The organism is Variovorax sp. CF079, from assembly GCF_900101545.1.
Classification (GTDB): Bacteria; Pseudomonadota; Gammaproteobacteria; order Burkholderiales; family Burkholderiaceae_C; genus Variovorax.
Genome location: NZ_FMZU01000003.1, coordinates 148,444 through 161,993, shown reverse-complemented (window position 1 = coordinate 161,993; position 13,550 = coordinate 148,444). Strand labels below are relative to the sequence as shown.

Annotated in this window: 10 protein-coding genes and 2 pseudogenes; 6 read left to right on the top strand and 6 right to left on the bottom strand. The window is 64.0% G+C overall.

What is annotated here, in order from left to right; all coding sequences use genetic code 11:
• Positions 1-86: 86 nt before the first annotated feature.
• A complete protein-coding gene (locus BLS74_RS05080; protein ID WP_093103467.1) occupies positions 87-1,382 on the bottom strand; it encodes an acetyl-CoA hydrolase/transferase family protein in 1,296 nt (431 codons plus the stop codon).
• 409 nt (positions 1,383-1,791) lie between these two features.
• On the opposite strand from BLS74_RS05080, the gene BLS74_RS05075 reads away from it, so the two are divergent.
• Positions 1,792-2,142 carry a hypothetical protein gene (locus tag BLS74_RS05075; protein WP_093103466.1) on the top strand — a complete coding sequence of 117 codons (351 nt, stop codon included), beginning with the start codon at positions 1,792-1,794 and terminating at the stop codon, positions 2,140-2,142.
• A gap of 211 nt (positions 2,143-2,353) precedes the next feature.
• Here BLS74_RS05075 and BLS74_RS05070 read toward each other — a convergent pair whose 3' ends face one another.
• Entirely contained in the window at positions 2,354-3,532 is a 1,179-nt protein-coding gene (locus tag BLS74_RS05070; RefSeq protein WP_093103464.1) for a hypothetical protein, read from the bottom strand.
• 766 nt (positions 3,533-4,298) lie between these two features.
• Here BLS74_RS05070 and BLS74_RS05065 point away from each other — a divergent pair.
• Genes BLS74_RS05065 through BLS74_RS05050 form a run of 4 tightly spaced genes read left to right on the top strand, consistent with a single transcriptional unit; the run spans position 4,299 to position 10,871 of the window.
• Positions 4,299-8,078 carry an ATP-binding protein gene (locus BLS74_RS05065; RefSeq protein WP_093103463.1) on the top strand — a complete coding sequence of 1,260 codons (3,780 nt, stop codon included), beginning with the start codon at positions 4,299-4,301 and terminating at the stop codon, positions 8,076-8,078.
• A complete protein-coding gene (locus BLS74_RS05060; RefSeq protein WP_093103461.1) occupies positions 8,075-8,710 on the top strand; it encodes a condensin complex protein MksE in 636 nt (211 codons plus the stop codon). The genes BLS74_RS05065 and BLS74_RS05060 overlap by 4 nt, the downstream gene beginning before the upstream one ends.
• Positions 8,707-10,077, top strand: coding sequence for a hypothetical protein (locus BLS74_RS05055; RefSeq protein WP_093103460.1), 1,371 nt, complete (start codon positions 8,707-8,709; stop codon positions 10,075-10,077). Before BLS74_RS05060 ends, BLS74_RS05055 begins: the two co-directional genes overlap by 4 nt.
• Entirely contained in the window at positions 10,074-10,871 is a 798-nt protein-coding gene (locus tag BLS74_RS05050) for a DUF7281 domain-containing protein (RefSeq protein ID WP_093103458.1), read from the top strand. Before BLS74_RS05055 ends, BLS74_RS05050 begins: the two co-directional genes overlap by 4 nt.
• A 35-nt stretch (positions 10,872-10,906) precedes the next feature.
• On the opposite strand, the gene BLS74_RS05045 is transcribed toward BLS74_RS05050, so the two are convergent.
• The 4 genes and pseudogenes from BLS74_RS05045 to BLS74_RS05030 all read right to left on the bottom strand — a co-directional run bounded on the left by BLS74_RS05045 (position 10,907) and on the right by BLS74_RS05030 (position 13,220).
• A complete protein-coding gene (locus BLS74_RS05045; protein ID WP_093103457.1) occupies positions 10,907-11,125 on the bottom strand; it encodes a hypothetical protein in 219 nt (72 codons plus the stop codon).
• Positions 11,126-11,676: 551 nt separating this feature from the next.
• Entirely contained in the window at positions 11,677-12,321 is a 645-nt protein-coding gene (locus BLS74_RS05040) for a hypothetical protein (RefSeq protein WP_139191630.1), read from the bottom strand.
• A 237-nt stretch (positions 12,322-12,558) separates the two neighbouring features.
• Positions 12,559-12,799, bottom strand: a pseudogene (locus BLS74_RS05035) (IS110 family transposase); the annotation flags it as partial.
• Positions 12,800-13,079: 280 nt separating this feature from the next.
• A complete protein-coding gene (locus tag BLS74_RS05030; RefSeq protein ID WP_244503760.1) occupies positions 13,080-13,220 on the bottom strand; it encodes a hypothetical protein in 141 nt (46 codons plus the stop codon).
• 77 nt (positions 13,221-13,297) lie between these two features.
• On the opposite strand from BLS74_RS05030, the pseudogene BLS74_RS35010 reads away from it, so the two are divergent.
• A pseudogene (locus BLS74_RS35010) lies at positions 13,298-13,489 on the top strand (hypothetical protein); the annotation flags it as partial.
• Positions 13,490-13,550 lie beyond the last annotated feature (61 nt).

Genomic DNA, 13,550 nt, shown 5'->3' with positions numbered 1-13,550 from the left:
GCGGCCGTCGGGCATCAGGAAGGAAATGACCCCTGCAGGGTTGGTGAACAGCCGCGTAGCAAACGCCCCTTGAGTGGAGACGGTGATCAGATCAGATGCATCGCCTTCGCCTGGCTCCTGAGCTCCTCTCGGAACGCCGGGTGGGCAATGCCGATGAGCTCTTGCGCGCGTTGCTTCCCTGATTTTCCGCGCAGCTGCGCCACGCCGAACTCAGTCACCACGTAATTGACGTCATTCTTGCTGGTCGTCACATGTGTGCCGGGCGAGAGCACGGGCGCAATGCGCGAGAGCGTGCCGTTCTTCGCGGTGGCAGGCAGCGCAATGAAGGACTTGCCGCCGCGCGAGCGGTTGGCGGCGCGCACGAAATCGGCCTGGCCGCCGGTGCCCGAGTAGGGCGAGCTGCCGAGGCTTTCCGAACCGCATTGGCCCAGCAGGTCGACCTGCAGCGTCGCATTGATCGACACCAGCTTGTCGTTCTGACCGGCCAGCATCGGGTCGTTGGTGAAGTTGACCGGGTGCATTTCCAGCGCGGGGTTGCGGTGCATGAAGCGATAAAGCTTCTGCGAGCCGAGTGCGAAGGTCGCGATGATCTTGCCCGGCAGGTAGTTCTTGCGGCGGCTGGTGACGGTGCCGCTTTCCACCAGCGACAGGATGCCGTCGCCGATCATCTCGGTGTGGATGCCGAGGTCGCGCTTGTTGGTGAGCTGCATCACCACTGCATCGGGAATACCGCCATAGCCGATCTGGAGGGTGGAGCCGTCCTCAATCAGGTCGGCCACATGCTTACCGATGGCTTCCTGAACCGGGCCGATGGTGGGCAGGCCGACTTCGAGCACCGGCTCTTCGCTTTCGATCAGCGCCGCGACCTGCGAGATGTGGACGCGGCAGTTGCCGAAGGCATACGGCACGTTCGGATTGACTTCCAGCACCACGGCGCGGGCCTTGGCCACGGCGGCCATGGTGTAGTCGGTGCCGATGCTCAGCGAGAAATACCCCTCGTCATCCATCGGCGAGGCGAGGCTGAACACCACCTCGGCGCCGATCTGACCGCGCTCGATCTGGGCCGGGATCTCGCTGAAATAGTTTGGAATGAAATCGATCCAGCCGGCCTGGCCTCCTGCGCGCGTGGCGCTGCCATAGAAGAGCGCCACGTGGCGGACACACTCGACGGTTTCCGGGTCGATGTAGTCGTACTTGCGAACGGCCAGAATCTGGGAGACTTTGACATCCCGGAAGCTGCGGCGCTGTTCGGACAGCGCCGTGAGGAGGGTCGGCGGCTCGCCGGCGCCGGTGGGGACGATGACGGTGTCACCGTTGCGAACGTGCCGAACCGCGTCTGCGGCGCTGGTTCGCTTCTGACGGTAGAGTTCGTTTTGTGCCATCGCTTGTCTCCAAATGATTGCGTTCCGCTTCAGGAGTGAAAGGATAGGCGCAATCCGGCGGCGTGCACGCGCAGCGAATTGTCGGGGGGAGTGGCCTGCGCGCTGCTCGAGGACGTGAGCGCGGCCATTGATGGGAGATGGTTCGTCGCCAGAGATCACTGACATAGTGGCGGAACGCGCCGAGCGCCCGGGCATTCGTCGGCACCGCGTGGTATCCGAAGAACCCCATGACCACTGCCCTCAGCCATCGGCCCTGTTCGGGGATGGCGTGGTGGATGCGGCTAAGCGACAAGCCTTGTTATGTTAAATCGCTGGTCCCGCCACGAAAGCGGGCAGGGCACGGCGCGCACCCCTTCAAAAGACACTCCCTTTGAGGTCGGCGAAGTCGCTGGCCCGCAGGAGGTTCCCCATGCCATTCCTCTCGCCATCGGCCGCGCGAGTGCCACCACTGTCGTTCTTGCTCGCCGACCAGATCGAGCCGCCCCGGCGCATCGCCCAGCACCTGGGGGTGAGTCTGCGCACTCTGCAGCGCTATGCGGCGAGCGGCAATGCACCGCGCGCCGTGTACTTGGCGCTTTGGTTCGAGAGTCACTGGGGGTTGTCCACCCTGCACGCGCAGGCCGTCAACGAGGCGCAGCACGCCCGCGCCTGGGTCGCATCACTCGAGCGTGAATGCGAGCGTCTGCGCAGCGTCATCCGCGCGTACGAGCATGCTGAGGCACATCCGGCCGCCAACGCGCCGGCCTATCACTCAATCTAGTCGGGCGGATTCAGGCGCCCCGGTGCGCAGCAGCAGACGAAGCCGCGCGTGGATCGTCGGCAATCCCCGTGCGGCGCCAGATCCAGGCTGGGCGCGCTGCTGCCCATTGAAGCGCCGTATCACACCTGAATCCGTCAGGTGGAGAAAATCGCAATAAAATCAACGAGTTACTTTCCACATTTGCTGGCTCCCGCGGCGACCCGTCAGACCATCACAGGCGGAGGATGTCCCTGGCCTTGGCCTTTGCGGCCTTGTGTTCCGCGCGGCTCAACTCGGGCAACACCAGGCCCTCGTTCCCGTCGACGTACAGGGGACCGCCGAAATCGCTGTCGTAGAACTGCCCGGCATGCGCGCCTTCTGCGTGCCGCGCCGCCAGTGTCGAGCGAGTGAGGTCGTCGCCGCGCGCAAGCGCCACGTACTGCCAAGTCCAGGCGCGAAAGACGTCGTCATACCCGAGCGCACGTTGCGCCGCTGACCGCAGCCAGTAGGCATCCGCTCGGACGGCCACACGCTCTTCTGCCCAGCTGTCCCCCTCGTCAGCCAGTTGCTCCAAGGCCGGCCACGAGCCCGCCTCGGCCGCCTTGCGCAGCCAGAGGCTACGCGCCTGAGGCGTCGTGGCGGAACGCGCCATCTGGAAGGCATCTACGTCGCCCTCCAGGCGTTCGGCCAGCGTGATGAATTCCGGTCGTTCAAAGACCAGCCCGTACTCGAGCGCGGCAGCGCGAACGCCGCCTTCCGCCGCGGCCTTCAGATGCTGCTCGTAGCTTCGGTAGCGGGGCTCCAGGCGCAAATATTCATCGACCCAGCGTTGTTCGGAAGTGGTGAGCACCCGGCCCTTGCGTGATTCCTCGTAGAGATAGGGGTTGGGTTTGGCACAGCGATGAAGCGCGGCGAGCACGTGGTGCGCGCGGGCTTCGTGCGCTGTAGCGCGCGCCAGGCTGTCGAGCAACAAGGGGGAAGTCAGGAGGCGCTCCTGCGTCAGGAAAGTGGTTGCGATGACTGGCGGGCCGGGCTCAGTGCCCCAGTCATCGTCATCGTCTTCCACTCCTTTCCCCACCCGCGTCGGCCGCAGCAGTAGATCCAGATCGCGCCAGCGGACGGCACCGAGCTGCCACTGGTTAGCCTGCTCGACAAGGGCTCGGGCCATGAGTACTGCGGCAGGCTGTGCGTATTCCAGTTGGCGGGCCCGGCCAAAGATGCGCGGCAGCGCGCCTTCGGGGATCGCGCCAACGCCGGCGTCTGCCAGTAGCGAATCGGAGTGAAAGGCCGCCCAGCTGTTGTAGCCGAGCGCTGCGGCCAATAGCTCGTATACGTGGCTGCGGCGCAGATCGCAGCCGGCTTGGGCTTGGAGATACCGATGCGCAGCGTGCGCGAGTTCTTTCAAAGTCATGCATCTTCCTTCGGTTCACCTCGCCGGATCGGGTCGGATGCACGCGTTTAAGTCCCCGACGACGAGGCCTAGAAGGGAGAGTGATGACGTTGAAGGGGAGGCTGTTTCTACTCGCGTACAAGTACGGCGGCCGCCTTGCGTTGCATTGTAGTGCGACGCCTGGATGCTCCCAGGACGGGTCGCCGCGAGACCAAGTGAACTGCGCCGGACCCGCTAAGGATGGCACGACGCACCGGGGGATAGTCAACAGCAACCCACACGGCCTGGAACCATGCTTGCGAAACCATGACCCTTCTTGGGGAAGCGGATGCCGTCGTCGGACGGGCCATCGACCTGGACCGCATCGCCTTGCGCGGGCGCCGGCGGTGGCCTAATGCGAAAGGTTTACTAATCGTCGTTGCGTGCGTGCGCCTGTCAAGCGAGCGGTTTGCGAGCTGCCCCATCGGCCGGCCTGTGGCTGCGCGACGTGATGCTGGCGATGCGCAAGCCACGGCAACATCACCGTGTGCAGGGCAGGCGAGCCGACCAAGCCCCAAACCCGGACGGCCACGCCGTGCACTCTGCGCAACACCCGGGAGTACGCCAAGAGTCTTTCCTCGCACCCAGTGGGAAACTGGCACCGTGCAGCAAAGGCGCGCGGCCGGCTCCTGACGTCACCGGTCCTCGTGATGCCGCGCGGGCCTACGATATCCACCGCGATCCACTTAGGTAGCCGCATTCTCCAGAAACCGCGCCGGCAGAGCCGGCCCGCACGAATCAAAACCACATGCCTCATCGACTGAGAAGAGTCATTGCCGTCAACATCCGCAACGCAGCCACGAATTCCGCGTCGCAGCAGATCTCGATGCTCGACCTGCGCGAACACACGATGGCCGTTGGCGAGAACGGCGTGGGTAAGTCCAGCTTCATGCGGCTGATCCCGCTGTTCTACGGGGCTACGCCAGAGCGGATCTTGCGAGGCACGCAAAAGCACAACCTGATCGGCTACACGCTGCCGGGACCGAGCAGCGCCGTGGCCTATGAGTACGAGCGCGAGAGCGAAGATGAACTGCGCCTGGCCGTTCTTTTCGCCAAACCCGGCGTCGAGCGCCCGGAGTTCGTAATCATCGACGGGGGCTACAAGGAGAGCTACTTCGTTGACGAGAACGATGAGTTCGTCGATCGCGATCGCTTCAAGGATCGCGTGGAGGCGATGGGCGTGGACGTGTCGCCGCGCTTTGAGCTGCATGAGTACCGCAGCGTCATCCTCTACGAACACCGACACACCAAGGAAGCGCGCAGCCTGCGCCCATGGGCAGCGCGGCACTCTTTGGGGCCTTCGAGCCTGTATGGGCTGGATCTGATCGCCGTGGCCATGACTTCGGAGAAGCTGTCGTTTCGGGACTTGCAGAATCTGGTGCTCGACCGGCTGTCGGATGTCGGTTTCGAGGGTGCGCGCGGCTCGAGCACGCGGCAGCTGCGCAAGGATCGCGCCGACGTCGAAAGCTGGCTGGCCAACGTCAAGCACGCGCAGGATGTGCTCAACGACACCACCCGCAAAAAGCAGATCGACGAGCAGATCCTCAAAGTCGGACAGATCGCGCTGGACCTGGGTGCCCTGCGCGTGGCCTCCGAGAAGAGCATCGATCAGCGCGCGGCGTCAGTCAACCATCTCGATCAGGAAATCGGCACGATCTCGCGCGAGATCGAGAACTTCGAGCGCGACAGTAAGGACACCCATGAGCGCCTGTCCATCGCGCTGGGCCACGCCAAGTCACAGCTGGCATCGGCCCAAACGGCTCTCGAAGAGATCGTAAGCCGCGAGACCCATTTTCATTCCATCGACGTGCATGCGATGGTCAAGGAGGCCGAACATCAGAGCCAGTACGCCCACGATAAGCAGGCGACCAGTTCGGAGCTCGCAAGCCTGACTGAACTCGCCAAAGATGCACAGCGGGCGCTTCAGAATACGCTGAACGCGATAGCGACAGGGCTGCAAGTGCGCAAGGAACAGCTGCAGGAGCAGCGGGAGGCCGCAGGCACCAAACACGACGCCCAGGCTGAAACGGTCGAACAGGAGCGCAAGGGCGTCCTGGAGGAGCTCGAGAACCAGCCGCAGGCCCCGCGCATGGCGCAGATCGCCGAGCAGATTGCCGCGCATCAGGCCAGCGTTGGCCAGGAAGAGACGCTCTCGCGAGTTGCGCAAGCCCCGCAGGCGGCGCAGGACAACCAGGCTCAGGCTGAGACGGCGCTCTCGCAAGTCAATGCCGCTCTTGCCGATCGAGAGGTGCTGCTCCAGCGCGCCAACTACGCGATCAAATCGGGTGAGGCCCAGCAGGCGAGCTCTCTTCAGGCGCTGAGCCAGGCCGAGGGCGAGCTCGCGCGCGCCGATGAATTCCGCGAGTTGCTCAAGACGCAGTTGAACCCGCCAGCCGGAAGCGTGATGGCGGTGCTGCGCGAACGGCCGCCAGAGCTTTGGACCACTACCGCCAAGGTCCTGGATCCCCAGCACCTGCTGCGCGGCGACTTGGCCCCTCGCTTCGACGAGTTCGCGCGCTCGCCCGCCCAAGGTGACGAGCAGGCCGAGGTCATCAATATTGGACCGCTGGAGCTGAACGTCGGCGCCATCGATCTGCCTCATTGGGCAACTCAGGACGGCGCCCGGGCGCAACTCGCCCAGGCAGCCGCGCAGTTGGCGCGCGCGCGTGAGGACCATGACGTCGCACTCGCCGCAGCCAAAAGGGCTCAGTCGGAGCTCGATTCGGCCCGGCGCGACCAACGCACGGCCGAGCATGAGGCCAAGCGCGCCAAGGAGAACCGGGATGAGGCTTTCGCTGCGCTTGAGAGAGCCAGGAAGCACGTCGAAGTTGAGCGCTTGCGCGTTCGCCAGGAGCACACCCAGGCGGCCGTCTCCTTGCGCGCAAAGCTCAAGATGCTCGCCGACGAGAGTGCCGCCCTGGCTCGCGATGAGCGCGTGCGCCGCGCCTCGCTGATGCGTCAGTTCGAGGAGCGAGTCACTGCGCTGAAGTTCGAACGAGACACGACACTGGCTCGACTGACCGAAGAGGCCAGGGCCGCGGAAGCGTCTGCCGTCGACCAACGCGCGAGCGCCCAAGACGCGCACGACCGGACCTTGGCCGGACTGGGCGTGGACCCCGTGAAGGTCAAAGCACTGCGAGATCGCCTGGGCCAGCTGGAGGCCAAGCTCCAGGCCATCGCCAGCAATGCCCACCACGTTCTGGCCTGGAAGACTTTCGAGCGCGATCTCTTGCCCCTAAAGCCTGAGCGCGAAGAGCGCGAATTCGAATTGCGCAAGCGCTCCGATCAGGCGGGCCAAGACCTGGGCAAACACGAAACACAGGTCCTGAGCAAGCGCGCCGAACTCACCAGCGCCGAGGCCAAGATGCGCTCTGCGCGCATTTCGGATCAGGAGGAGCTGGAAAGCCTTCGCAGGCTCAGGGACAAGCAACTCGGCGTGTTTCGGCACGCCGGCCCCGTCTATGTTGGCGAGGGCCTGTACGTCGACATCAACGGCGCGGCCCAGACGCTCCTGTCGAGTCTGGTGGGATCGACTCAGCGCCTGGAAAGCGTCACGCGAGAGCTTTGCTCTCGCATGCGCGAGCGTTCCAGTCCGATCGCCCACTGGCTGGACTCGCGCCAGGCGGACCGCGATGCGCGGCTGCAGCAACTCGAGGAGCAGGGACAGGCCGAGGCATTCCTGCCCCATGAGCGGGCAGTCGAGTGGGCACGTGCTGTCTGCGAATGGTTCGAGCCCCTGACGCACCGCGAGTACCACATTGCCTTGCGCCACGAGATGGATGGGTACTTCGCTGCGGCCGAGTCGTTCGTGAACCACATCGCCAACTTCGAGTCGCGCGTGAACGAGCTCAATGGGCAGTTCCAGCGCTCGCTGGTGCAGGCCTCTGGGTTCAAGCGGTTCAACGACCTGCAGATCACGATCTCCTCGTCGGCGACCTCCAGCCCCGCGCTCAAGGCGCTTCGCGACATGCGTGACGTGAGCCAGTCACGCCTGAGCAGCCACCGGACCGCTCTCGCTTCCAACCCGAAGCTTCCCTCGGACGAGGAGATTGCCCTGGTGCGCGCTTTCCGCGACCATTTGCCGGATACCGGCTCCTTGCAGGTGAACCTGGATGAGCACGTTCGCCTGAGCTTCCAGCTCACCGAGATGGGCCGGCTCATCAAGATCGACAACGACCGCTCGATGCAGGGCCTGTCTTCCACGGGCCTTACCCTGCTGATCACCATGATGTTCCTGCTGGGCTTCGTGGGCATCGTGCGCGGTCCGCGCTCGCCGGCGGGCCTGACCTGGGTGCTGGACGAGGTGGGGCGGGTGAGCCCCTCGAACATGCTGCAGTGCTTGGATGTGTTGTCACAGCAGAACGTCTCGGCCGTGTGTGCGGCACCCAGCATCGATCCGGCCCTGGGCGCCTTGTTCGCCAGCTCACACCTCTTCGAGGACGACGGATCGATTTCCAGGGCACACGCCGAGCCGATTGCCAATCTCGATCCACGCATCACGACGGCCGCCGCAGAGGCACTGCAATGACCAGGCTGGCCAGCACCCTCAAGTCCCTTCTGGCGGGGGAGTTCATCTGCCCGGTGGCTCATCCTCTGAGCTATGACCTGCTGTGCGAGCAGGAGCACCTGGACACCGTCGAGGCCTGGGTGGGGCAGCTCGGTCTGCGCCTGGTGCGCCTGAGCGAGGAGGGCGCCTTCTTCCTGGCGCCGGAGATTCCCGACGCCGAGGCTCGATCGGCGGTGCGCGATTCGCTGCGCAATGTGCGCTCGATTCTCTCGCCCATCGTTCCGGTGCTAGAGGCCATCCGCCAAGCCCAGGGCCAGGATGCGCACCTGCAGCCTGGCCTGACGCTGTGGGAGTCGGAGCTGGCCGAGCGGGTACGCTTGGCGCCAGCCCTGGAGCAGCAGGTCATGGAGTTGAACCTTCCAGGGCTGCGCCTCGATGCACGCGCCAACGATCGTGTTTCCAAGATGCTCGAGTACCTGGTCAAGGAGCGCTACGCGGTACCGATACCGACGGACAGCCGCGGCTTCAAGCTCACCGGCAAGATCGAATTTCTCTACGCGGTCCTGGCCGTGATCGCGGAGAACACGGAGCTGATCAGCGACGCCTCCGTGGTCGATCACGAGCAGATGCGCCTTGCCGAGGACCAGGAATGAGCGGCGCCGACCGTAGCTCCCCGCTCAAGCCGGTTTTCGCCGCGCTCAGCCGGCATGTCGAGGTGGTGGAGGTGGCGCTTCGCGAGCTCGTGGGCGTCGATCAGCCGGAAGCGCACGCGGATCCGGCGGTGCGTTCACTGCGCGAGTTCCAGGTACTGCGGCCCGCCGGCGAGCGCGGCTACCGCCTGCACAGCAGGCTTCGCGAGTTCGCCAACGACGTCCTGCAGATCCATCCCGCCTATCAAAGCCTCACGGGCATCGGGCAACTGGTGGAGCACATCCCCATGGTGTGGAACGAGTTGGACGACCTGCGCTTGGCAGGCGATCACCGGCAGGCCGACGAAGCTGCAGCACAGATCGAGCAGGACGCCTTTGACATTGCGGACATGGTGGAGCGCAACCTGCGATTACTGGGGCTGTTGCTGAGCACTCGCTTTGGGAACGTGGCATCCCTGGCGGCCAAGAGCAGCCAGAACCGCTACTACCAGCGCCAGAGCGAGGGCATGAGCAATGATCTGGCGCGCCTGACGCGAGCGGTGGAGAAGGTGGAAGGCGAGGCACGCGAGCGAGGCATGCAGGCCGTGGCCGCGATGCTGCGCAACACGTTGCAAAGCCAGCTTCCGAGGTGGACCCAGACGCTGTCGCAGTTTCAGAGCCAGATCCGCCGCGAGCTCTTCAGCATGCGCGAGATCGAGCGCAAGAACGTGCTGCTGGCGCGAACGGCGATGCTGCTGCGTCAGAACCCTGCGTGGCGCGGCCCCGAGAATCCGATGCTGGGCGAAGAGATCGCGCCGCTGCTGTTGTCAAAGCCGTTCATTGGCCCGTCGTTGCCACCCGTGCAGTTCCACATGGACCCGCAGGACGACGACCGCGCCATGATCGATCTGATGCGCGATGAGGTGCGCTTGCTGCCGGCGTTGCCGGCCGCGGCGCCCGAGCCGAACGAGAATGCTCCGCGCCTGAAGCGCATGGCGCCCAAGCAGCCGCACGAGGAAGGCCTCGACATGCCCGCCATGGTTGCGCTCGCGCGCCTGGCACGCGCAGCCATCGCCCGTGCCGGCCTCGCATACCGTGCAGCGCCACTGTCGGTGTTGGAGTGGCGCGCCAGCGATGATGCCGCCCGCACCATGGATGCCAATCTGTGGCTCTCGTTCACCGCATCCGCTCTGCGCACCTACAAGTTCCGGGTGGTCCTGGTGACAGAGGCGCCAGCGCCTGGCGAGCGATTCCGGCACTCGTTCTGCGATGCGCTGGTGGCGCCAACGTCAGAGGCGATTGCACTGTTTGGCCGTACCCTTGGACGCCATTTGGGAGCGGCCGCTCGAGCCGATGCTTCCGCTCCGGCCCTGACGTCTACTGCGCAATGACGCCCACGCAGTACAACTTCCTTCGCGGGCTGGTCGCCAATCGCTCGGCGCAACTGCGCTCGGCCATCGCGCGCGAAATGGCGGCCACGCAGGACCTCGGGCGCCTTCGAGGGATGGCCGTCCACTACGGACCGTCAGACTTCGTCAAGGCCGAGACCAAGCTGCGAAACGCAGGCTTCTCGCTCGAGGCACCTGTCGCCGGCGGTGCGCGAGCGGACGCTCGGGATGCTGCATCCGAGAAGTTATCGGCCGCGGCTGTGACCGATGGTCTGGTCGCGGTGGTGCCGCTGGGCCTGCCGGGCATTTCGAACCCGCCCGGAAGTTTCCTGGCGATGCACTGGCAAGACGCCCTGGCGCTGCCCTACGAAGTGCTTGTGGTGTGTGAAAACCTGGAGCCGATGCGCCGCATGCACCGGTACGCCTGGATGTCTGAGTACCTCAAGGGGCGAAGTGCTTTGGCGACTTTTCGAGGCGCGCCGAGCTGGTTTCGAGTGGATTGCGCAGCTCAACTGGTCAAGGCGGACACTCGACCGGTGCTAGCGCTATTCGACTTCGATCCACAGGGTCTGGTGATGGCGGCAGCGCTGCCGCGCCGAGAGTCGCTGTGCCTTCCGCCCTGGGAAGTCTTGGAGCCTCTGGTCATTGAACGCAAGCGCCATGACCTGTTTGCAGCCCAGGAGGCCGGGTGCCGCGCCATTCTAGACGCCTGCCAGGAAAAAGATCTTGCGCAGGCCTGGGCACGAATTCGCCGCCTCACGCGTGGCCTGAACCAAGAGGCCTTTCCCGAGCTCTAAGCTCCGGCACTCGCCGGTCAGAAGCAACTTTTCCACTAGAAACGCGAACCGTCATTTTCTGCACCGAAAACAAGAAGTCTCCGCTTCGCACTGAGGCCAGCCGCAAGGAACAGGCCGGCCGCTGTGCGGACCGCCGCCAGCATCTTCGATTTGGCGGCGACGAAGCCTTCGCGCGCCCAGTCGGCGAGCCTGCGGTATCCCGGAATCAGGATGCGCCACTCGTACAGCCATGCGCGGGCGATGCCGGTGCTCAAAGGCTTGGAAGAGCGTGCTGATCAATAAAAACGCCGGCAGGTATTGTGCCGGCGTCCAAGTCTCACGACTTCATTTCTTGTGCTTGGTCCTGTCGACCAACACATAGCCCTGTCCAGACCTGGGCGTCGGCGGCAAGGGCTTACCCTGCACGCCAGTCACCTCGGTTCCGAGGGCGCGGTTCTTGTATTGGCCGGAGGCCGGTGCCGGGGTTCCCGGCTTGAGAGATTTGGTCATCTTGAACTTTCAGATGCCGCCTAAAGTCGTTGTGGCGGCGATGTTTCGAATGCGCCACGGATTCGGCATCCAGCATCCGCATGGCTGGCAATGTTTCTCCGTGGCGCCTATGATGACCACGGGTTGCAACGCCCGTGGTGGTTCTTCCGTAATGTGGTAAGTGGTGCTGGTCGCCACTGGTTCGTTTCAGGAACCTGGCTCCGCACCGCCGTCGCTAGCGGCATCGGGACCTCCAAAAGTTCGCCCTCGCAGGCAAGTTGCACATCGGGAAGCAGGGGGTGGTGAGAGACCCCCTGCGACCCACCTTCAGCGGTATTCATCGCGCTCTATTCCCATCATCCCGAGCCAACTGCCGCGCTCGCATTCGCAGTGGGTCCGGTTCATTTTCAGTTTCCTTTTTCTCCGACGATTCGCGAGCTGGCGAAATATCCAGTGCCCAGCCTCGGCCACGCTGATTCTTGAAGTTTGAATTCAGACTCAGAATCTGTGAGAGCCGCTGAAGCTTGTTCTCGGCCGTCAGCTGGACGCCGCGCTTATGCAGTTCATCGAGGAGCTCTTCGGTCGTCTTCCACGAGCCGTCCGACAGAATCTGAAAGCACGCGGCCCCGACTTGATCGCGTTGGGTGCGGAACAAACCTGGACCAGATTCGCGTCGCTCAAACACAACTTTCCCGCTCGCATTGATAAGGCGTGACGTTCCGTCAAGCGTATGCACCCAACGGTTGTTCTCCCGCGCCTCCGCTTCGAGTGAACGCATTTCGTCCCGCGTCGTCGGAACAGACTTCATCAGGCGCTGGAACGCCTCGACCTCCTGCATCTCGGCCATGGCCTCGCGTTCCAGCCCCTCTGCATGACGCATCATGTCCCGGGCGTGGGACAGCTTCCGCATGGCGGTGCGGCGCTTTACGTCCACGACCTGCATGAGGGTGCTGATGTCCGGGAGGGAGGTTCGCTCTTCCATGCCCAGCATTATGCGTTACATTCATCATTCACGAAAACCTCAGGAATTATATGGTTTCTGCCAGAAGGCTTGACGAGCAAGATTGCTTCAAGGCAGGACGAAAGACGGTCCATACAGTGCGATCATTAAGCAAGCAAGGCCGACAATTTCAGCGCTGACAAAATCGTAGATCGTCTTGGCGGTGCTCACAGGCGCAGTTCGATGCGCTCGTGGTGGGCCTGCCTTGGGAACTCCTGCCTAGGATGAAACTGCCCCCTTTAAAGCCGGTGTGAGCTGCACGGCGTAACCGATCTGCTGAAGTCTTCGGACGAGACGGTTGGCGGTTTTGTGAGCGTCGGCGCGGTCGAAGTGGGCAGCTCCCAGGTCGCCACTCGGTGCCGTCGCGCGGCATGTGCCAGGCGGCGGTGAGCATCGAGGCGGCCACGCCGATGATGGCGTTCTTGGCGCCGCGGCGGGCACGCAGGCGATGGAACTGCGCTCCTCATTCAGGTCGCTCAGGCCGAAATACGCGCGGGCCCAGGCCTGGTGCTCGTCCATGGTCTCGAAGCAATATGAGCTCGAACTTGGGGTCGACTCGTTTTCAGTGCGCTGAGTGACGGTAGGGCACCGTCAAGAATGCCGCTTTCCACGAGTCGTCACTCCTAAGTCCTTGTCCCACCTTGAGATTCTGTTACCCCCAATTGCCTTCGGGACGGCCCGATCTGTGGTCGATTTCAAGCTCTGGCGCTCTTTTTCGCTGCAGTTTGTGACGGTAGGAGCTAGTCGGCATAGCGCTCGATGGGAAACCGAAACACTCCGCGAAGATTGATGCCTTCCAGTCGCGTGGGCGCAACCCGCCCGATCAGCTCGGCTGGGACGATTTGACGCCGATTGGCCCACCGATCGAGCACCGCCTGCATCTGAGCGGTGTTCCATGCCATCACGGGCGAGCAAGCTCAAGGCGTTGGCCACGGCCTGCATCTCGTCGACACGGCCTGCGCTGGAGCGTGGCGTCGAGCTGACGACGGGACGAGACAACCTGCGGCACGCGTCAGTGGCGACCAACTCGGTCTACCTCCATACCGATGAGGTCAAGCGGGCGCGGCAGATGGGGAAAGCTTTTCCTGCGAGCGCGGCCACGTTTGAGAAATTGGATCACCCCGGCGCGTCGGTGCGAGCCTTGCCGTAGCGCGTAAGCACAGCCAGTGCATTTCTGCTCACCACCGGTGTAGCTCCAAGGATGGGCATGC